The organism is Massilia sp. UYP34, assembly GCF_056279385.1.
The window spans coordinates 114,392-131,671 of record NZ_JBWBRF010000001.1 but is presented as its reverse complement, the minus strand read 5'-3'; the positions used below and the strand labels follow the sequence as shown (position 1 = coordinate 131,671).

Sequence of the window (17,280 nt, the reverse complement as noted above, 5' to 3'; positions counted from 1 at the left end):
CAATGTCACATTCGCGGATGGGGCGGATCGGGCAGGAAGGGGCCGGCTACCGGCAACCGGGGACGCCGGCTGGTCGGGCAGCCGCAGCAGGCGCAGCGCGCTGTCGGTGCGTCCGCCATGCGGACATGAGCTCGGCCGTATCGGAAGGGCTGTTGTCGAGCGGGTGTCTGCATGGCGATCCGCAGACCGGCCGGCTGGTTACCTGGCCGGCCGGTCTGCGGAATCGGGAGGGCCTGATCACGCCGCCCTGGCCTCGGCCCCGGCATGATCGGGCAGGGCGCTGACCGGCGCCGGCGCCAGGTCGGCCGACGCCTGCGCGCGTTGCAGCTGCACGGTCTGCGCCGGCAACGCCAGCGACACCCCGCGTTCCTTCAGCCCGGCCAGGATGCGCAGGTAGATCTCCTGCTGGATGTCCATGTAGACGGCATAGTCGGTGTTGTCGACGTAGTACACCACTTCATAGTTGAACACCGGCGCATTCAGGCCCGCCAGGTGGGCGCGGTCGAAGCGCACCGGTTGCTGGGCGCAGACGATGTCCTTGACCATGGCCGGCAGCTCGCGCAGCACCGGTTCCGGCGTCCGGTGCGAGACGCCGAACTGGAACACCACGCGGCGCGATTCCATGCGGCGCAGGTTCTGGATCCGGCTCTTGAGCAGGTCGTTGTTGGAAAACACGATCTGCTCGCCGCCCAGGCTGCGCACGCGGGTGGTCTTCAGGCCGATCTTCTCGACCGTGCCCAGCATCTTGTCGACGATGATGAAGTCGCCCACCACGAAGGGCTTGTCGAGGACGATGGAGAGCGAGGCGAACAGGTCGCCCAGGATGCTCTGCACCGCCAGCGCGATGGCGATGCCGCCGATCCCCAGGCTGGCCACCAGGGTGGTGATGTTCACGCCCAGGTTGTCCAGCACCATCAGGGCCACCACCGCCCACAGCGCCACCCGCACCAGGAAGGCGATGGCGGCCGCGGACGTGATGCGGTCCGGGTCTTCGTTGCGCTGGGCGCGGGTCGCCGCCAGCCAGGTGCGCAGCGCGCGGTCGCCCCAGATCGCGACCTGGAACAGCACCGCGGTGATGGTGACGCGGCCGATGAACAGGTGCGCCGTGTCCGGCAGGGTCAGGAAGCTGGCGCCGGCGTAGATGCCGACGATGACCAGCACCAGCAGCTTGGTCGAACGCAGCGCGGCCACCGCGATGTCGTCCCATTTGGCGTCGGTGCGCGCGGCAAGCGCCGCCAGGCGCCGCGCCAGGATCGATTTGACGGCGTCCAGCCCGGCCGCCACGGCCGCGATTACGACCAGCGCGACCAGCCAGTCGGCAACCGGATTGTTGAGGATGACGTATTCCATCACGGGTTCATTTCCCTTTCATTCAATGTTCGAACTCAATGTTTGAACCTCAGGCGGCGGAGCGCTCGTCCTGCGCGCCATCCGCGCCGGATGCCGACAGCGCCGTCAGTGCGGCCAGGAAGTCGTCGCCCCAGCGCGCCACGTCGCGGTCGTTCACGATCGCCGCCATGCGTCCGGATCGGTAGGCCACTTCGTCCGCGCCCATGGTCAGCGCATGGTACAGGGTCGTGCTCATCGCATTGCGGTCATACGGGTTCACCAGCAGCGCGCCGTGCAGCTCGACGGCCGCGCCGGCGAATTCGGACAGCACCAGCGTGCCCGGACGCCCGACGGCGTGGCGGGTGGCCACGTATTCCTTCGCCACCAGGTTCAGGCCGTCGCGCAGCGGCGTAATCCAGGCGACGTCGCAGGCGGCATAGTGCGCCACCACTTCCTCGAACGGCAGCGAGCGGTAGAAGTAGCGTACCGGCACCCAGTCCAGCGTCGAGAAGCGGCCATTGATACGGCCCACGGTGCGGTCCAGCTCCTCGCGCAGGCTGTCGTAGATCTCCATGCCCGACGCCGCCGGCGTGATGATGTTGATGAGCATGACCTTGCCCAGCAGCTCGGGATGCTGTTCGAGCATGCGCTCATACGCCTGCAGCTTTTCCAGCGATCCCTTCACGTAGTCGAGGCGCTCGATCGAGATGATGCCGGTGCGGCCGTCCAGGTAGTCGTCCCATTCGGCGATCTGGCGCCCGATGTCGTCGCTCTTGACCAGGTCTTCGATCAGGCCGGCGTTGGTGCCCACCGGATGGGCGCCCAGCGTGACCCGGCGTCCGCCCACTTCGAGCGCGGTATGCATGCGGTCCACGCCCAGCGCGCAGCCGAAGGTCAGGTAGCGCGGCGCGCACGGCACGGCGGCAAGCACCTCGACCGGCGCGCAGGAGCGCGCGGCGTCGACGAAGTTCTCGACGTAGCGCGGAATGTGGAAGCCCACGTAGTCGCACTGCAGCAGGCTGCCGATGATGTCGTTGCGCCAGGGCAGGATGTTGAACACGTCGCTGGAGGGGAAGGCGGTATGGTGGAAGAAGGCGATCGTCAGGTCCGGGCGCAGCGGGCGCAGGAAGGCCGGCACCATCCACAGGTTGTAGTCGTGGATCCAGGCGGTGGCGCCGGGCGCGGCTTCGCGCGCGGTCTGCTCGGCGAACAGGCGGTTCACCTCGAGGAAGCGCTCCCAATGGTCCTGGCGGAATTCGGCTTTATCGGGGAAGGAGAAGATGATCGGCCAGAACGCCTCTTTCGAGAACTTCTTGTAGAACTGGTCGATGTCGTCCGCCGTCAGGGGAATCCGGGCCGCCTTGAGCTGCGGGTAGCGCCCCTCGTCGACGGCCACGTGCGGGATGAATCCGGTCGGCGTCCGGCTGGCCTGCTGCGACCAGGCGACCCACGAGCCCTTGCGCCCGCCGGCGAAGAAGCTGAGCAGGGTCGGCATGATGCCGTTCGGGCTTTTCGGGCGGCGCTGGTACGTGACGCCGCCTTCCATCACTTCGTCATAGGGCAGGCGGTGGTAGACCATCACCAGTTCGGCCTCGCCGTAGGAGATCGCGTCGTGCGCCACGACGTCGCCGTCCAGGCGCAGGCCATGGCGGCCGAAGGCCTGCAGGATGCCGCCGCAGCCGGCGGCGTCGGCCACCACCACGCGCGGCATCTTGCGCACCGCCTGCACCAGCGCCGGTTCGGCGGCGCCGACCACCACGCCGCGGAACCCCGCCTCGAACATCGACAGGTCGTTCAGGGTGTCGCCCGCCACCACGATATGGGCCGGATCGAAGCCGGCGACTTCGGCCAGGCGCCGCACCGCGACGCCCTTGCCGACGCCGCGCGGCAGCACGTCCAGGTAGCGGCCGGCCGAGAACAGCAGGTCGCAGCCGAGGGCGTCGACGGCGGCGCGCAGCGCGGGCGTGATGGCCTCCTCGGTGGCGTAGAAGGATACGCGGCGTTCCTGCGGCACCGACTGGCGCACCAGGTCGGGAAAGCCGGCCAGCGCTTTCAATACCGCCTGGGTGCCCGGCCAGCGCGCCGCGATCTCGTGCGCCAGGGGTTCGACCGGCCGCAGGTCGGCGTCGACGATGGTGGCGCCGACGTCGGCGACGATGTAGTGGGGACGCGGCACAGTCGGGTCGGACAGCAGGGGAATGACGGTTTCCAGGCCGCGGCCGGTGACGAACACCAGCTTCGCCTCCGGCAGGGCGCCGGAAAACAGTTCGCGGATGCGGCGCCGCGCCTCGTGGGTGCCGGCCAGCAGCGTACCGTCGAGATCGGTAGCCAGGACCAGGCGTGAGGGATCGAGCTGGCGTGGCCAGTGGCGTGTTTCAATGACAGTCATTCTCATCCTTTGCAGCGATGCGTCCGCCCATGAATCAGGGGATCGGGTGGCGGACCGGGTCTGAGCCCGCGATGCTCGCCAGGGAGGCGCGCGGGCCAGAGAAAGGCGGGATGCGAAAAAGGCGCTCTCTTCTATAGGAATGCGCAATCGACACATCGGGAACCGCCAGGCGGAAAAGGGGCGGGCAGCGCCGGCATCGATGCCGGAAATCACGTACGCCAGGAGCGCGCGACGCGGCCGACCCTCGGAAAGCATTTGTACAATAGCATTTCGAGGCGTCATCTTCAACCCGCGATTCGCCTGGGCGTCCCCGGCGCCGCCGTGGAGACATGAACGGAAATTGACGAGCACGCGAAAAAAACTATTGCAAAACTTGAAGCCCAGCTCGTATAATTCGGCTCCCCGGGCGGTTAGTTCAGCTGGTTAGAATACTTGGTCGACATCCAAGGGGTCGCAGGTTCGAATCCTGCACCGCCCACCAGACTTCCAGATCGCAGGCTCCCAGCAATGGTCGTAGCCTGTAGAGAAAAGGCGCAGCGGTGCGCCTTTTCTGTGCCGCTCGGCTAGAGCGGATTCTTCTTTCTCCAGTGACTGCGAAAAGCGCAACAGGCCGGATTTGACTCCGATTTTTCCTGTTGCGCCGAAGCCTTTTGCGCGCTATACTAGCCGGCTTCGGTATGGGCCTGTCTTTTTTGCCCATATTTTTTAGTAGTTCAACTACCCCCGCCCAATCGTAGGTGGGAATGGAGAAAAAATGAGCCTGGGCCTCCTCGGTCGCAAGGTTGGCATGATGCGTATCTTCACGGATGACGGCGATTCGATCCCTGTCACTGTGCTGGACGTGTCGAACAACCGTGTCGCACAAGTCAAAACCCCTGAAACTGATGGCTACACCGCAGTTCAGGTCGTCTACGGTCAGCGTCGCGCTTCGCGCGTGAACAAGGCTGCCGCCGGTCACTACGCCAAAGCTGGCGTCGAAGCCGGTACGATGCTGAAGGAATTCCGCATCGATTCCACCAAAGCCGCCGAACTCAAAGCCGGTGACACCATCGATGCTTCGATGTTCGAAGTGGGCCAGAAAATCGACGTGCAAGGCACCTCGATCGGTAAGGGCTACGCCGGTACCATCAAGCGTCACAACTTCGCCTCGGGTCGTCAGACCCACGGTAACTCGCGTTCGCACAACGTTCCTGGCTCGATCGGTATGGCCCAGGATCCAGGCCGCGTGTTCCCAGGCAAGCGCATGACCGGTCACATGGGCGACGTTACCGTCACCACGCAGAACCTGGAAGTCGCGCGTATCGACACCGAGCGTCAGCTGCTGCTGATCAAGGGTGCCGTTCCTGGCGCGAAGAACGGCCAAGTGGTCGTCAAGCCAGCTGTCAAAACCAAAGCCAAGAAAGGAGCGTAAGCATGGAACTGAAGCTCCTGAATGAGCAAGGTCAAGCTGGCGCCAACGTTGCAGCAACCGACGAAGTGTTCGGTCGTGAATACAACGAAGCCCTGATCCACCAGATCGTCGTCGCCTACGCTGCCAACGCACGTAGCGGCAACCGCAAGCAGAAGGACCGTGAAGAAGTCCACCACACGACCAAGAAGCCATGGCGCCAGAAAGGCACCGGCCGCGCTCGTGCTGGTATGTCGTCGTCGCCTCTGTGGCGTGGCGGTGGTCGTATCTTCCCGAACACCCCGGACGAGAACTTCTCGCACAAAGTCAACAAGAAGATGTTCCGTGCAGGTATCTGCTCGATCTTCTCGCAACTGGCTCGCGAAGGCCGCCTGAACGTGGTCGAGAACCTGTCGATCGAAGCTCCAAAGACCAAGCTGCTGTCGCAAAAACTGCAGACCATGGGTCTGGAATCGGTCCTGGTGATCACCGACACCATCGACGAGAACCTCGAACTGGCATCGCGCAACCTGCCGCACGTGCTGGTCGTCGAGCCGAAGCACGCTGATCCGATGTCGCTGGTGTTCTACAAAAAAGTCCTGGTCACGAAAGCTGCTCTGGCCAAGATCGAGGAGATGTACGCATGAGCGCCGCAATCAAATTCAGCGAAGAGCGCCTGATGAAGGTGCTGCTGGCTCCGATCATTTCCGAGAAGGCTACCTTCGTTGCGGAAAAGAACGAGCAGATCGTGTTCAAGGTCCTGCCTGACGCGACCAAGCCAGAAATCAAGGCTGCCGTCGAGATGCTGTTCAAGGTCGAAGTGGAATCGGTGCAAACCGTGAACCGCGAAGGCAAGCAAAAGCGTTCGGGCCGTTTCACCGGCCGTCGCAACCACACCAAGCGTGCTTTCGTGTGCCTGAAGCCAGGCCAGGAAATCAATTTTGTCGAGGAGGCTAAATAATGGCACTCGTAAAGATGAAGCCAACCTCCCCAGGCCGTCGTGGCATGGTGAAAGTTGTGACCGAAGGCCTGTACAAAGGCCGTCCGCTCGCAGCCCTGGTTGAAAAGAAATCGAAAACTGCCGGCCGTAACAACAACGGTCACATCACCACCCGCCATAAAGGCGGTGGTCACAAGCAGCACTACCGTCTGGTCGACTTCAAGCGCCAGAAGGACGGCATTCCTGCCAAGGTCGAGCGTATCGAATACGACCCGAACCGTACCGCGCACATCGCACTGCTGTGCTACGCGGACGGCGAGCGTCAGTACATCATCGCCACCAAGGGCATGGCTGTCGGCGACAGCGTCATGAACGGCTCGGAAGCGCCGATCAAGGCCGGTAACTGCCTGCCAATCCGCAACATCCCGGTCGGTACCGTGATGAACTGCGTCGAAATGCTGCCAGGTAAGGGTGCCCAGATGGCCCGTACCGCCGGCGCCGGCGTCGTGCTGATGGCCCGTGAAGGCACCTACGCCCAGGTTCGCCTGCGCTCGGGTGAAGTCCGTCGCGTGCACATCGAGTGCCGTGCAACCGTTGGCGAAGTCGGCAACGCCGAACACAGCCTGCGCAAGATCGGTAAGGCTGGCGCGATGCGCTGGCGCGGTGTTCGTCCTACCGTCCGCGGTGTGGTCATGAACCCGGTCGATCACCCGCACGGTGGTGGTGAAGGTAAAACTGCAGCCGGTCGTCACCCAGTGTCGCCATGGGGCCAGCAGACCAAGGGCAAGCGTACGCGTTCGAACAAGCGCACGTCGTCGATGATCGTTTCGCGCCGCGGCAAGAAATAAGGATAAAAAATGACTCGTTCATTGAAAAAAGGGCCGTTCATTGACGCCCACCTGGTGAAAAAAGTCGAGACCGCGCAAGCGACCAAAGACAAGAAGCCAGTCAAAACCTGGTCGCGCCGCTCGACGATCTCGCCAGACTTCATCGGTCTGACGATCGCCGTGCACAACGGCAAAGTGCACGTGCCTGTGTACGTGTCGGAGAACATGGTCGGCCACAAGCTCGGCGAATTCGCGCTGACCCGTACGTTCAAGGGCCACGCCGCTGACAAGAAGGCGAAACGATAATGGAAACTAAAGCAATCCTCAAAGGCGTGCGCCTTTCGGAACAAAAAGGCCGCCTGGTCGCCGATCTGATTCGTGGCAAGAAAGTTGACGCAGCACTCAACATTCTGCAATTCAGCCCGAAAAAAGGCGCGACCATCATCAAGAAGGTTCTCGAGTCGGCGATCGCCAACGCGGAACACAACGATGGCGCCGACATCGACGAACTGAAAGTGGTTCAGATCTATGTCGAAAAGGGCCCGATCCTGAAGCGCTTTACTGCACGTGCAAAAGGCCGCGGTGATCGCATTTCTAAACAATCCTGTCACGTTTACGTGACTGTCGGTAACTAAGGAGTCATACGATGGGTCAGAAAATCCACCCAACCGGCTTCCGCCTGGCGGTCACCCGTAACTGGGCATCGCGCTGGTATGCTGGTAACGGCAACTTCGCTTCGATGCTGCAGGAAGACCTGGAAGCCCGCGCTTTCCTGAAAAAGAAGCTGAAGAACGCTTCGGTCGGCCGCATCGTCATCGAGCGTCCTGCCAAGAATGCACGCTTCACCATTTACTCGTCGCGTCCTGGTGTCGTGATCGGTAAAAAAGGCGAAGACATCGAAGTGCTGAAGACCTCGCTGGCCAAGATCATGGGCGTGCCTGTGCACGTCAATATCGAAGAGATCCGCAAGCCAGAGATCGATTCGCAGCTGATCGCCGATTCGATCTCGCAGCAGCTCGAAAAGCGCATCATGTTCCGTCGCGCCATGAAGCGTGCGATGCAAAACGCAATGCGCCTGGGCGCCGTCGGCATCAAGATCATGTCGTCGGGCCGCCTGAATGGCATCGAAATCGCACGTACCGAATGGTATCGCGAAGGCCGTGTGCCACTGCACACCCTGCGCGCCGATATCGACTACGGCACCAGCGAAGCATCGACCACCTACGGCATCATCGGCGTCAAGGTCTGGGTCTACAAGGGCGACCGTTCGGTCACCGGCGAAGCACCAGTCATCGACACCCCGCCAGATGAGAAGAAGCCACGCGGCCCACGTCGTGACGACGGCAAGCCATCGCGCGGTCCACGTCCAGCCGGCGGTGCACGTCCAGCTGCCGCGCCAACCGTGCGCGCTCGTCCAGCTGTCAAGCTGGCGACCCCGGCTGCCGCTGCACCCGCTGAGAAAGCAGGAGAATAAGCATGCTGCAACCATCGCGCAGGAAGTATCGTAAAGAGCAGAAGGGCCGTAACACCGGCATTTCGCACACCCGCGGCACCGCGGTCTCGTTCGGTGAGTTCGGTCTGAAGGCAGTTGCCCGCGGCCGTATCACCGCACGCCAGATCGAAGCGGCACGTCGCGCCATGACCCGTCACATCAAACGTGGCGGTCGTATCTGGATCCGTATCTTCCCGGACAAGCCGATTTCGAACAAGCCGGCCGAAGTCCGTATGGGTAACGGTAAGGGTAACCCAGAGTACTACGTCGCTGAAATCCAGCCAGGCAAAGTCCTGTACGAGATGGACGGCGTCGCTGAAGAACTGGCGCGCGAAGCGTTCCGCCTGGCCGCTGCCAAACTGCCACTGGCTACCACTTTCGTGGTTCGCCAAGTTGGCCAATAACAGGAGTTGAATATGAAAGCATCGGAACTCCGCGGCAAAGACCAGGAAGCGCTGCAGAAGGAGCTGAACGAGCTGCTGAAGGCCCAATTCGGTCTGCGCATGCAAGTCGCCACCCAGCAGCTCGGTAACACCTCGCAGCTGAAGAAAGTACGTCGCGATATCGCGCGTGTGAAGACTGTGATGAACACGAAGGAAGCCAAATGAACGACACCACTAAAACGGCGCTGAAGCGTACGCTGGTCGGTAAAGTCGTGTCCGACAAAATGGACAAGACGGTAACCGTCCTGATCGAACGTCACGTCAAGCACCCGCTGTACGGCAAGATCATCGTGCGCTCGAACAAGTATCACGCGCACGACGAAGCGAATGAAGCGAAAATCGGTGACACCGTCGAGATCGCAGAAGGTCGTCCGATCTCGAAGACGAAGGCGTGGACTGTGACCAAAGTGTTGCAAGTCGCACAGGTACTGTAAGTACCCATAAAATTTGTCTTGCGTGGCCCGCTGGTATCTGGGATACTAGCGGGCTTCGTTCATGTGTTGCCGCAGTTATCCCCCGCGGTACAGCGGCCTGTAACGAAAGTGTATTTGGAAAGTCCAATCACCCAAACATGGGGCTCCAGCAGGGGCGTCATGGCGGGACCAAGACTGACCGCAGGCCCACGGTTCTCCGTGGGGTTTTCTACGGCTTAAGTTGGGAAAGAAACTACTATGATTCAAACCGAAAGCCGGCTCGAAGTAGCCGACAACACCGGTGCCAAGGAAGTTCTGTGCATCAAGGTGTTGGGTGGCTCGAAGCGCCGTTACGCGAGCATTGGCGACATCATCAAGGTCACCGTGAAAGTCGCAGCCCCACGTGGCCGCGTCAAAAAGGGTGAAATTTACAATGCCGTGGTTGTGCGTACCGCCAAAGGTGTGCGCCGCCAGGATGGTTCCCTGGTCAAGTTCGACGGCAATGCCGCTGTCCTGCTGAACGCCAAGCTGGAGCCAATCGGTACCCGTATCTTCGGACCAGTCACGCGCGAACTGCGCACTGAAAAGTTCATGAAGATCGTGTCGCTGGCACCTGAAGTTCTGTAAGGATTCGACATGGATAAGATTCGTAAAAACGACGAAGTCATCGTTCTGGCCGGTAAGGACAAGGGCAAGCGTGGCGTCGTTCAGAAGCGTGTAGACGCTGAACACGTCATCGTCGAAGGCGTCAACGTCGCTAAGAAAGCGACCAAGCCTAACCCGATGACCGGTGTTACTGGTGGTATCGTCGACAAGACTATGCCGATTCACGTGTCGAATGTCGCGCTGTTCAACGCTGCGACCGGCAAGGCAGATCGCGTTGGCTTCAAAGACCAGGACGGCAAAAAAGTCCGCGTCTTCAAGTCGAGCGGCGAAGTAGTGAAAGGGTAAGAAGAAATGGCCCGTCTCCAAGCAATTTACAAAGACAAAGTCGTTGCCGAGCTGACCGAGAAATTCGGTTACAAGTCGGTGATGGAAGTGCCGCGTCTGACCAAGATCACCCTGAACATGGGTCTGTCGGAAGCAGTCGCTGACAAGAAGATCATCGAGCACGCCACCGGCGACCTGACCAAGATCGCTGGCCAGAAGCCAGTCGTGACCAAGGCTCGCAAGGCAATCGCAGGTTTCAAGATCCGCGAAGGCTACCCGATCGGCACGATGGTGACCCTGCGCGGCGCCCGCATGTACGAATTCCTGGACCGTTTCATCACCGTGGCCCTGCCACGCGTGCGTGACTTCCGTGGCGTGAGCGGCAAATCGTTCGATGGTCGTGGCAACTACAACATCGGTGTCAAAGAGCAGATCATCTTCCCAGAGATCGACTACGACAAGATCGATGCACTGCGCGGCATGAACATCTCGATCACCACGACTGCTAAGACCGACGAAGAAGCCAAAGCGCTGCTCGCCGCCTTCAAATTCCCGTTCAGGAACTAAGAGCATGGCAAAACTTGCACTGATTAACCGCGAACAGAAGCGTGCAGACCTGGTGGAGAAATTCGCCCCGAAGCGTGCAGCTCTGAAAGCAATCATCGACGACCAGTCGAAGTCGGAAGAAGAACGTTACGAAGCGCGCCTGAAGCTGCAGGCGCTGCCGCGTAACTCGGCACCGACCCGTCAGCGTAACCGCTGCGCCATCACTGGCCGTCCACGTGGCACTTTCCGTAAATTCGGTCTGGCACGTACCAAACTCCGCGAATTCGCCATGAAGGGCGAAATTCCGGGTATGACCAAAGCAAGCTGGTAATAGGAGAATATGCAATGAGTATGAGCGATCCTATCGCCGATATGCTGACCCGCATTCGCAACGCACAAGTTGTTCAGAAAACCACGGTCGCAATGCCGTCGTCGAAAGTCAAGGTTGCCATTGCCAACGTCCTGAAGGACGAGGGTTACATTGAAGATTTCGCAGTGTCGTCGGCTGACGGCAAATCGGAACTGAAAATCGGTTTGAAGTATTACACTGGCCGTCCGGTCATCGAGCGCCTCGAGCGCGTGTCCCGTCCTGGCCTGCGTATCTACAAGGGCAAAGACGAGATCCCAACCGTCATGAACGGCCTGGGCGTGGCAATCGTGTCGACTCCGCAAGGCGTCATGACTGATCGCAAAGCACGCGCTACCGGTGTCGGTGGCGAAGTGATTTGCTACGTGGCTTAAGGAGTAGACGATGTCTCGAGTAGCTAAGATGCCAATCGCAGTCCCAGCCGGTGCCGAAGTCGCGATCAACGCGTCGTCGATCACCGTCAAGGGCCCGCTGGGCACCCTGACCCAAGCCCTGAACGGCCTGGTCAAAGTGGAAAACAACAATGGCACGCTGACCTTCGACGTGATCGACGATTCGCGTGAATCGAACGCCATGTCGGGCACCCTGCGTGCACTGGTCAACAACATGGTCACCGGCGTCACCAAGGGCTTCGAGAAGAAGCTGAACCTGGTCGGCGTGGGCTACAAGGCAGCAGTGCAGGGCAACGCCCTGAACCTGTCGCTGGGCTTCTCGCACCCGGTCCTGCACGCGATGCCTGAAGGCGTCACCGCAGCGACCCCGACCCCGACCGAGATCCTGATCAAGGGTATCGATCGTCAAAAGGTCGGCCAGGTTGCCGCCGAAGTTCGCGCTTACCGCTCCCCTGAGCCTTACAAGGGCAAGGGCGTCCGTTATTCGGACGAAGTGGTCAAGCTTAAAGAAACCAAGAAGAAATAATCGGAGCAGACATGGACAAGAAACAATCCCGTCTGCGTCGTGGCCGTCAGACCCGCATCAAGATCGCCCAGCTGGGTGTGAACCGTCTGTCGGTTCACCGCACCAACCTGCACATCTACGCGAACCTGATCAGCCCGGACGCAAAAGTACTGGTGTCGGCTTCGACCCTGGAAGCGGAAGTGCGCGCCGAACTGGCTGGCCAGACCGGCGCTGGCGGCAACGCTGCAGCAGCTGCCCTGGTTGGCAAGCGCGTCGCAGAAAAAGCACTGAAAGCAGGAATCACCGAAGTTGCGTTCGATCGCTCGGGTTTCCGTTACCACGGTCGGGTGAAGGCGCTGGCGGAAGCCGCGCGTGAAGCCGGTCTGAAGTTCTAAGGAAGAATCGTCATGGCAAAAATGCAAGCGAAAATGGCAAGCGACAAGCCGGATGATGGCATGCGCGAAAAAATGATCGCGATCAACCGCGTGACCAAAGTGGTCAAGGGTGGTCGTATCATGGGTTTTGCAGCGCTGACCGTTGTCGGTGACGGCGATGGCCGCATCGGCATGGGCAAGGGCAAGTCGAAGGAAGTTCCAGTCGGCGTGCAAAAAGCGATGGAAGAAGCCCGCCGCAACCTGATCAAGGTGCCACTCAAGAACGGTACCCTGCATCACACCGTGTCCGGTCGTCACGGCGCCTCGCGCGTCATGATGATGCCAGCGAAGCCTGGTACCGGCGTGATCGCTGGTGGCGCAATGCGCGCTATCTTCGAAGTGATGGGCGTGACCGACGTGGTCGCCAAGTCGACCGGTTCGTCGAATCCTTACAACCTGGTGCGCGCAACTCTCGACGGCCTGTCGAAGATGAGCACCGCGGCTGACATCGCTGCCAAGCGCGGCAAGTCGGTCGAAGACATCGTCGGTTAAGGAGAACTCACATGGCAAACACCGTTAAAGTTCAGCTCGTCAAGGGCCTGATCGGTACCCGTCAAGACCACCGTGCCACCGTGCGCGGCCTGGGCCTGCGTCGCGTCAACTCGGTCTCCGAGCTGCAAGACACCCCAGCCGTACGTGGCATGATCAACAAAGTCTCGTACCTCGTGAAAGTTGTTTCGTAAGCCCTCGGGCTTGCGAACGGAGAAATCAATGGAACTCAATACCATTCAACCAGCTGACGGCGCCAAGCACTACAAGCGTCGTGTTGGTCGCGGCATTGGCTCCGGCCTGGGCAAGACTGCCGGCCGTGGTCACAAGGGTCAGAAATCGCGTTCGGGCGGCTTCCACAAAGTCGGCTTCGAAGGCGGTCAGATGCCTCTGCAGCGCCGTCTGCCAAAGCGCGGCTTCAAATCGCTGAACGCCACCTTCAAGGCTGAAGTGCGTCTGTCCGACCTGAACAACCTGGCTGTCGGCGACGTCGACATCCTGGTGCTCAAGCAGGCAGGCATCCTGTCGGTCGTGGCTCGCGACGTGCGCGTCATCCTGTCCGGCGAGATCACCAAAGCGGTGAACCTCAAGGGCCTGAAAGCGACCGCTGGCGCGAAAGCAGCGATCGAAGCAGCTGGCGGCTCGGTCGCGTAAAGCGGCCGCTGCCTGATCGGAGCAAAAATTGGCGACTAATTCACAACTTGGTAAAAGCGCCGCTTCCGGATTCCCCTGGGGCCGGCTGTGGTTTTTGCTTGGCGCATTGGTCGTGTACCGCATCGGTGCTCACATCCCGGTTCCCGGGATTGACCCGGTGCAGCTCGCTGCGCTGTTCAAGCAGAACGAGGGCGGCATCCTGGGCATGTTCAACATGTTCTCGGGTGGCGCCTTGTCCCGCTTTACCGTGTTCGCGCTCGGCATCATGCCTTACATTTCGGCTTCGATCATCATGCAGCTTGCATCGATCGTCTCGCCGCAACTCGAGGCGTTGAAGAAAGAGGGCGAGGCCGGCCGCCGCAAGATCACCCAGTACACCCGTTACTTCACGGTGGCACTGGCGTTGTTCCAGGCGTTCGGCATCGCAGTCGCGCTCGAGGCGCAGCCTGGCCTGGTCATCGACCCAGGTCTGGCGTTCCGCTTCGTGACCGTGGTGACCCTCCTGACCGGCACCATGTTCCTGATGTGGCTGGGCGAGCAGATCACCGAGCGTGGTCTTGGCAACGGCATTTCGATCATCATCTTCGCCGGCATCGCAGCAGGTCTGCCTTCGGCCCTGGGCGGCTTGTTCACCCTGGTCTCGAACGGCTCGATCGGCAGCTTCTCGGCCATCCTGATCGTGGTCCTGGTGGCTGCGGTGACGTATGCGGTGGTGTTCGTGGAACGCGGACAGCGCAAGATCCTGGTCAATTACGCCAAACGCCAGGTCGGCAACAAGATCTACGGTGGCCAAACCAGCCACCTGCCCTTGAAGCTGAACATGGCAGGCGTGATCCCGCCGATCTTCGCGTCGTCGATCATTCTGTTCCCGGCGACGATCGTCGACTGGTTCACGCGCGGCAAGGATTCGTCCGGCCCCGTGATCGGGTTCCTGAAGGATCTGGCGGCGTCGATGGCGCCAGGCGAGCCAATCCACGCGTTGCTGTATGCGGTGGCGATCGTGTTCTTCTGCTTCTTTTACACCGCGCTGGTATTCAACAGCAAGGAAACGGCGGACAACTTGAAGAAGAGCGGCGCGTTTGTTCCGGGCATCCGTCCGGGCGAGCAGACCGCGCGCTATATCGACAAGATCCTGATGCGCCTGACCCTGGCCGGTGCAGTCTATATCACCCTGGTGTGCCTGGTGCCGGAGTTCATGACCGCGCAGTGGAAGGTTCCCTTCTACTTCGGTGGCACGTCGCTCCTGATCATCGTGGTGGTGACGATGGACTTCATGGCACAAGTGCAGAACTACGTCATGTCGCAGCAATATGATTCCCTGCTGCGTAAGGCTAACTTCAAGGGTGGAGTTCCTACGCGATAAGCGGGGAGTGCATAGAGCGAATGGCAAAAGACGACGTCATCCAAATGCAAGGGGAGATCCTCGAGAATCTCCCAAACGCGACGTTCCGCGTAAAGCTGGAAAACGGCCATGTGGTCCTGGGGCATATCTCGGGTAAAATGCGGATGAACTATATCCGCATTCTCCCGGGTGACAAGGTGACGGTGGAGTTGACTCCGTATGACCTGTCCCGGGCCCGCATCGTGTTCCGCACCAAGTAAAAACATCATCAAGTAAACGAACCGAAGAGAGTGCAAAATGAAAGTTAACGCTTCAGTCAAGCGGATCTGCCGCAACTGCAAGATCATCAAGCGCAAAGGCGTGGTCCGTGTGATCTGCGTCGAGCCGCGTCACAAGCAGCGTCAAGGTTAATCGAGGAATAACGAATGGCACGTATTGCAGGGGTTAACATCCCAAATCATCAGCACACCGTTATCGGCCTGACGGCTATCTACGGTATTGGCCGTCCGCGCTCGCAGAAGATCTGCGACGCAACCGGTATCGCGACCACCAAGAAGGTCAAGGACCTGGACGATAACGAACTCGAGAAGCTGCGCGACGAAGTCGGCAAGTTTGTCGTGGAAGGTGACCTGCGCCGCGAGCTGTCCATGAACATCAAGCGTCTGATGGACCTGGGTTGCTACCGCGGCATGCGTCACCGTAAGGGCCTGCCGGTCCGTGGTCAGCGTACCCGCACGAATGCTCGTACCCGTAAAGGTCCGCGCAAGGCAGCTCAATCGCTCAAGAAATAATCTAGGAACCGACTATGGCCAAGCAACAAAGCAGCGCAGCAGCAGCACGTGTGCGCAAGAAAGTGAAGAAGAACGTTGCCGAGGGCATCGCCCACGTGCACGCTTCGTTCAACAACACGATCATCACCATCACCGACCGCCAGGGCAACGCCCTGTCGTGGGCAACCTCCGGTGGCGCCGGCTTCAAGGGTTCGCGCAAATCGACCCCGTTCGCGGCTCAGGTCGCTGCCGAAGCTGCAGGCAAGGTCGCTCAGGAATCGGGCGTGAAAAACCTGGAAGTGCGCATCAAGGGCCCAGGCCCAGGCCGTGAATCGGCTGTGCGCGCTCTGAACAACCTCGGCATCAAGATCACCGAGATCCAGGACGTTACCCCAGTTCCACACAACGGCTGCCGTCCGCCGAAGCGTCGCCGTATCTAAGACATCGGGACATCGGGCAATCGGAGCGCCGCCTGGCGTTTCCCGGCCCGGTCCGTGTCTGGAACACGACGCACGGGGCGCACGCCCCGTTGTGTTTTACGAGAACGCCGGTGCAGTTGCCCAGAAATGGGTTATACTGCCCGGCTCTTGTCGCCTGCCATCCCTGATGGCGGGCGATGTTGTAAGCCACGTCTGGCCTCATGCAGAGCCGGACTAGCGCCTGGGTGCATGGGGTTTGCCCATGCGTCTCTGGGGCGTGATCAAATATTAAAGGAAATCTAACGTGGCACGTTATATCGGACCAAAAGCAAAACTGTCGCGCCGTGAAGGCACCGACCTGTTCCTGAAGAGCGCACGTCGCTCGCTCGATTCGAAGTGCAAACTGGACGTCAAGCCAGGCCAGCACGGCGTCAAGTCGGGCGCCCGCACCTCGGACTACGGCAACCAGCTGCGCGAAAAGCAGAAGGTCAAGCGTATCTACGGCGTGCTGGAGCGTCAGTTCCGCCGCTACTTCGCCGAAGCGAACCGCCGCAAGGGCAACACCGGCGAAACCCTGCTGAAGCTGCTGGAATCGCGCCTGGACAACGTCGCTTACCGCATGGGCTTCGGCTCGACCCGCGCCGAAGCACGCCAGCTGGTGAGCCACAAGGCCTTCACCGTGAACGGCAACGTCGTGAACATCGCGTCGTACCAGGTCAAGACCGGCGACGTCATCGCTGTTCGTGAAAAAGCCAAGAAGCAAGTGCGTATCGCTGAAGCGCTGTCGCTGGCCGAACAAATCGGCTTCCCGAGCTGGGTCTCGGTCGACGCGAAGAAGCTGGAAGGCACCTTCCGTTCGTTCCCGGAGCGTAACGAAATCGCTGCCGACGTCAACGAAGCGCTGATCGTCGAACTGTACTCGCGTTAATTGACAAATCGAGCGGCGCGCCGCTCGATTTGTCATCCCCGCGAAGGCGGGGACCCAAGTTCTGCATCCGAAGTTGCAAACTTGGGTTCCCGCCTCCGCGGGAACGACATGGTGGTGGTGGTGCAAGCGCAGCGATCAAGGATCGGCCTTGCAGCGGACAGACAATCCCCGGATCGAAGTTTTCATCATTCCTGTCGCACAGAATCGTTTTACCCGCCTGCCATTGTGCAGGCGTTCTCTATAAAGCCATCAGCCTTATCGGTGTAACGAGCCGAGGGTATTGA

General features: G+C 60.6%; 28 protein-coding genes and 1 tRNA gene. 27 read left to right on the top strand and 2 right to left on the bottom strand.

What is annotated here, in order from left to right:
- Positions 1-237 precede the first annotated feature (237 nt).
- Both ACZ9AQ_RS00645 and ggpS read right to left on the bottom strand, forming a co-directional pair.
- Positions 238-1,350 (bottom strand): mechanosensitive ion channel family protein, encoded by a 1,113-nt coding sequence (locus ACZ9AQ_RS00645; protein WP_429201590.1) that lies wholly within the window; start codon positions 1,348-1,350, stop codon positions 238-240.
- A 49-nt stretch (positions 1,351-1,399) separates the two neighbouring features.
- The gene (gene ggpS, locus ACZ9AQ_RS00640) at positions 1,400-3,718 is read right to left on the bottom strand and encodes a glucosylglycerol-phosphate synthase (protein WP_429201592.1); all 2,319 of its coding nucleotides are present in this window, start codon (positions 3,716-3,718) and stop codon (positions 1,400-1,402) included.
- 404 nt (positions 3,719-4,122) lie between these two features.
- On the opposite strand from ggpS, the gene ACZ9AQ_RS00635 reads away from it, so the two are divergent.
- The 27 genes from ACZ9AQ_RS00635 (at position 4,123) to rpsD (ending at position 16,996) form a co-directional block, all read left to right on the top strand.
- Positions 4,123-4,199, top strand: a tRNA-Val gene (locus ACZ9AQ_RS00635).
- Positions 4,200-4,472: 273 nt separating this feature from the next.
- Complete coding sequence (gene rplC, locus ACZ9AQ_RS00630) at positions 4,473-5,129, top strand: 50S ribosomal protein L3 (RefSeq protein WP_290420458.1); 657 nt, start codon at positions 4,473-4,475, stop codon at positions 5,127-5,129.
- A 2-nt stretch (positions 5,130-5,131) separates the two neighbouring features.
- Positions 5,132-5,752, top strand: coding sequence for a 50S ribosomal protein L4 (rplD, locus tag ACZ9AQ_RS00625; protein ID WP_005663467.1), 621 nt, complete (start codon positions 5,132-5,134; stop codon positions 5,750-5,752).
- Positions 5,749-6,066, top strand: a complete 318-nt coding sequence (gene rplW / locus ACZ9AQ_RS00620) for a 50S ribosomal protein L23 (RefSeq protein WP_123069936.1) — start codon at positions 5,749-5,751, stop codon at positions 6,064-6,066. The genes rplD and rplW overlap by 4 nt, the downstream gene beginning before the upstream one ends.
- Positions 6,066-6,893 (top strand): 50S ribosomal protein L2, encoded by an 828-nt coding sequence (rplB, locus tag ACZ9AQ_RS00615; protein WP_429201594.1) that lies wholly within the window; start codon positions 6,066-6,068, stop codon positions 6,891-6,893. The genes rplW and rplB overlap by 1 nt, the downstream gene beginning before the upstream one ends.
- Positions 6,894-6,902: 9 nt before the next feature.
- Complete coding sequence (rpsS, locus tag ACZ9AQ_RS00610) at positions 6,903-7,178, top strand: 30S ribosomal protein S19 (RefSeq protein ID WP_123069938.1); 276 nt, start codon at positions 6,903-6,905, stop codon at positions 7,176-7,178.
- Positions 7,175-7,507, top strand: coding sequence for a 50S ribosomal protein L22 (rplV, locus tag ACZ9AQ_RS00605; protein WP_170976705.1), 333 nt, complete (start codon positions 7,175-7,177; stop codon positions 7,505-7,507). The genes rpsS and rplV overlap by 4 nt, the downstream gene beginning before the upstream one ends.
- Positions 7,508-7,518: 11 nt before the next feature.
- Positions 7,519-8,346, top strand: coding sequence for a 30S ribosomal protein S3 (rpsC, locus tag ACZ9AQ_RS00600; RefSeq protein ID WP_123069939.1), 828 nt, complete (start codon positions 7,519-7,521; stop codon positions 8,344-8,346).
- Positions 8,347-8,348: 2 nt separating this feature from the next.
- Positions 8,349-8,768: a 50S ribosomal protein L16 gene (gene rplP, locus ACZ9AQ_RS00595; RefSeq protein WP_005663456.1), complete on the top strand. Its 420-nt coding sequence runs from the start codon at positions 8,349-8,351 to the stop codon at positions 8,766-8,768.
- Positions 8,769-8,780: 12 nt separating this feature from the next.
- Complete coding sequence (gene rpmC / locus ACZ9AQ_RS00590; RefSeq protein WP_123069940.1) at positions 8,781-8,972, top strand: 50S ribosomal protein L29; 192 nt, start codon at positions 8,781-8,783, stop codon at positions 8,970-8,972.
- Positions 8,969-9,241, top strand: coding sequence for a 30S ribosomal protein S17 (rpsQ, locus tag ACZ9AQ_RS00585; protein ID WP_005663453.1), 273 nt, complete (start codon positions 8,969-8,971; stop codon positions 9,239-9,241). Before rpmC ends, rpsQ begins: the two co-directional genes overlap by 4 nt.
- A gap of 237 nt (positions 9,242-9,478) precedes the next feature.
- Entirely contained in the window at positions 9,479-9,847 is a 369-nt protein-coding gene (gene rplN / locus ACZ9AQ_RS00580) for a 50S ribosomal protein L14 (protein WP_005663451.1), read from the top strand.
- Positions 9,848-9,856: 9 nt separating this feature from the next.
- Positions 9,857-10,171, top strand: a complete 315-nt coding sequence (rplX, locus tag ACZ9AQ_RS00575; RefSeq protein ID WP_091877211.1) for a 50S ribosomal protein L24 — start codon at positions 9,857-9,859, stop codon at positions 10,169-10,171.
- Positions 10,172-10,177: 6 nt separating this feature from the next.
- Positions 10,178-10,717, top strand: a complete 540-nt coding sequence (gene rplE / locus ACZ9AQ_RS00570; protein ID WP_005663447.1) for a 50S ribosomal protein L5 — start codon at positions 10,178-10,180, stop codon at positions 10,715-10,717.
- Positions 10,718-10,721: 4 nt separating this feature from the next.
- On the top strand, positions 10,722-11,027 hold the full coding sequence (gene rpsN, locus ACZ9AQ_RS00565; RefSeq protein WP_123069943.1) for a 30S ribosomal protein S14: 306 nt from the start codon (positions 10,722-10,724) through the stop codon (positions 11,025-11,027).
- Between the two features lie 14 nt (positions 11,028-11,041).
- Entirely contained in the window at positions 11,042-11,437 is a 396-nt protein-coding gene (gene rpsH, locus ACZ9AQ_RS00560) for a 30S ribosomal protein S8 (RefSeq protein ID WP_123069944.1), read from the top strand.
- 10 nt (positions 11,438-11,447) lie between these two features.
- The gene (gene rplF, locus ACZ9AQ_RS00555) at positions 11,448-11,981 is read left to right on the top strand and encodes a 50S ribosomal protein L6 (RefSeq protein ID WP_429201598.1); all 534 of its coding nucleotides are present in this window, start codon (positions 11,448-11,450) and stop codon (positions 11,979-11,981) included.
- Between the two features lie 11 nt (positions 11,982-11,992).
- Positions 11,993-12,355, top strand: coding sequence for a 50S ribosomal protein L18 (gene rplR / locus ACZ9AQ_RS00550; protein WP_123069946.1), 363 nt, complete (start codon positions 11,993-11,995; stop codon positions 12,353-12,355).
- A 12-nt stretch (positions 12,356-12,367) separates the two neighbouring features.
- Positions 12,368-12,886, top strand: a complete 519-nt coding sequence (rpsE, locus tag ACZ9AQ_RS00545) for a 30S ribosomal protein S5 (protein WP_005663437.1) — start codon at positions 12,368-12,370, stop codon at positions 12,884-12,886.
- An 11-nt stretch (positions 12,887-12,897) separates the two neighbouring features.
- Entirely contained in the window at positions 12,898-13,077 is a 180-nt protein-coding gene (rpmD, locus tag ACZ9AQ_RS00540) for a 50S ribosomal protein L30 (protein ID WP_429201601.1), read from the top strand.
- 28 nt (positions 13,078-13,105) lie between these two features.
- Complete coding sequence (rplO, locus tag ACZ9AQ_RS00535; RefSeq protein WP_137172335.1) at positions 13,106-13,537, top strand: 50S ribosomal protein L15; 432 nt, start codon at positions 13,106-13,108, stop codon at positions 13,535-13,537.
- Positions 13,538-13,565: 28 nt separating this feature from the next.
- Positions 13,566-14,900, top strand: a complete 1,335-nt coding sequence (gene secY, locus ACZ9AQ_RS00530; RefSeq protein WP_429201602.1) for a preprotein translocase subunit SecY — start codon at positions 13,566-13,568, stop codon at positions 14,898-14,900.
- 20 nt (positions 14,901-14,920) lie between these two features.
- A complete protein-coding gene (infA, locus tag ACZ9AQ_RS00525) occupies positions 14,921-15,139 on the top strand; it encodes a translation initiation factor IF-1 (protein ID WP_005663428.1) in 219 nt (72 codons plus the stop codon).
- A 37-nt stretch (positions 15,140-15,176) separates the two neighbouring features.
- The gene (gene rpmJ, locus ACZ9AQ_RS00520; RefSeq protein WP_005663407.1) at positions 15,177-15,290 is read left to right on the top strand and encodes a 50S ribosomal protein L36; all 114 of its coding nucleotides are present in this window, start codon (positions 15,177-15,179) and stop codon (positions 15,288-15,290) included.
- 14 nt (positions 15,291-15,304) lie between these two features.
- Complete coding sequence (rpsM, locus tag ACZ9AQ_RS00515) at positions 15,305-15,670, top strand: 30S ribosomal protein S13 (RefSeq protein WP_429201607.1); 366 nt, start codon at positions 15,305-15,307, stop codon at positions 15,668-15,670.
- Positions 15,671-15,684: 14 nt separating this feature from the next.
- The gene (gene rpsK / locus ACZ9AQ_RS00510; RefSeq protein ID WP_005663404.1) at positions 15,685-16,089 is read left to right on the top strand and encodes a 30S ribosomal protein S11; all 405 of its coding nucleotides are present in this window, start codon (positions 15,685-15,687) and stop codon (positions 16,087-16,089) included.
- Between the two features lie 283 nt (positions 16,090-16,372).
- Positions 16,373-16,996, top strand: coding sequence for a 30S ribosomal protein S4 (rpsD, locus tag ACZ9AQ_RS00505; protein WP_429201609.1), 624 nt, complete (start codon positions 16,373-16,375; stop codon positions 16,994-16,996).
- Positions 16,997-17,280 lie beyond the last annotated feature (284 nt).

Coding starts and splice junctions, on each gene's coding strand:
- ACZ9AQ_RS00645 (WP_429201590.1), bottom strand. CDS start 1,350: ATGGAATACGTCATCCTCAACAATCCGGTTGCCGACTGGCTGGTCGCG.
- ggpS (WP_429201592.1), bottom strand. CDS start 3,718: ATGACTGTCATTGAAACACGCCACTGGCCACGCCAGCTCGATCCCTCA.
- rplC (WP_290420458.1), top strand. CDS start 4,473: ATGAGCCTGGGCCTCCTCGGTCGCAAGGTTGGCATGATGCGTATCTTC.
- rplD (WP_005663467.1), top strand. CDS start 5,132: ATGGAACTGAAGCTCCTGAATGAGCAAGGTCAAGCTGGCGCCAACGTT.
- rplW (WP_123069936.1), top strand. CDS start 5,749: ATGAGCGCCGCAATCAAATTCAGCGAAGAGCGCCTGATGAAGGTGCTG.
- rplB (WP_429201594.1), top strand. CDS start 6,066: ATGGCACTCGTAAAGATGAAGCCAACCTCCCCAGGCCGTCGTGGCATG.
- rpsS (WP_123069938.1), top strand. CDS start 6,903: ATGACTCGTTCATTGAAAAAAGGGCCGTTCATTGACGCCCACCTGGTG.
- rpsC (WP_123069939.1), top strand. CDS start 7,519: ATGGGTCAGAAAATCCACCCAACCGGCTTCCGCCTGGCGGTCACCCGT.
- rplP (WP_005663456.1), top strand. CDS start 8,349: ATGCTGCAACCATCGCGCAGGAAGTATCGTAAAGAGCAGAAGGGCCGT.
- rpmC (WP_123069940.1), top strand. CDS start 8,781: ATGAAAGCATCGGAACTCCGCGGCAAAGACCAGGAAGCGCTGCAGAAG.
- rpsQ (WP_005663453.1), top strand. CDS start 8,969: ATGAACGACACCACTAAAACGGCGCTGAAGCGTACGCTGGTCGGTAAA.
- rplN (WP_005663451.1), top strand. CDS start 9,479: ATGATTCAAACCGAAAGCCGGCTCGAAGTAGCCGACAACACCGGTGCC.
- rplX (WP_091877211.1), top strand. CDS start 9,857: ATGGATAAGATTCGTAAAAACGACGAAGTCATCGTTCTGGCCGGTAAG.
- rplE (WP_005663447.1), top strand. CDS start 10,178: ATGGCCCGTCTCCAAGCAATTTACAAAGACAAAGTCGTTGCCGAGCTG.
- rpsN (WP_123069943.1), top strand. CDS start 10,722: ATGGCAAAACTTGCACTGATTAACCGCGAACAGAAGCGTGCAGACCTG.
- rpsH (WP_123069944.1), top strand. CDS start 11,042: ATGAGTATGAGCGATCCTATCGCCGATATGCTGACCCGCATTCGCAAC.
- rplF (WP_429201598.1), top strand. CDS start 11,448: ATGTCTCGAGTAGCTAAGATGCCAATCGCAGTCCCAGCCGGTGCCGAA.
- rplR (WP_123069946.1), top strand. CDS start 11,993: ATGGACAAGAAACAATCCCGTCTGCGTCGTGGCCGTCAGACCCGCATC.
- rpsE (WP_005663437.1), top strand. CDS start 12,368: ATGGCAAAAATGCAAGCGAAAATGGCAAGCGACAAGCCGGATGATGGC.
- rpmD (WP_429201601.1), top strand. CDS start 12,898: ATGGCAAACACCGTTAAAGTTCAGCTCGTCAAGGGCCTGATCGGTACC.
- rplO (WP_137172335.1), top strand. CDS start 13,106: ATGGAACTCAATACCATTCAACCAGCTGACGGCGCCAAGCACTACAAG.
- infA (WP_005663428.1), top strand. CDS start 14,921: ATGGCAAAAGACGACGTCATCCAAATGCAAGGGGAGATCCTCGAGAAT.
- rpmJ (WP_005663407.1), top strand. CDS start 15,177: ATGAAAGTTAACGCTTCAGTCAAGCGGATCTGCCGCAACTGCAAGATC.
- rpsM (WP_429201607.1), top strand. CDS start 15,305: ATGGCACGTATTGCAGGGGTTAACATCCCAAATCATCAGCACACCGTT.
- rpsK (WP_005663404.1), top strand. CDS start 15,685: ATGGCCAAGCAACAAAGCAGCGCAGCAGCAGCACGTGTGCGCAAGAAA.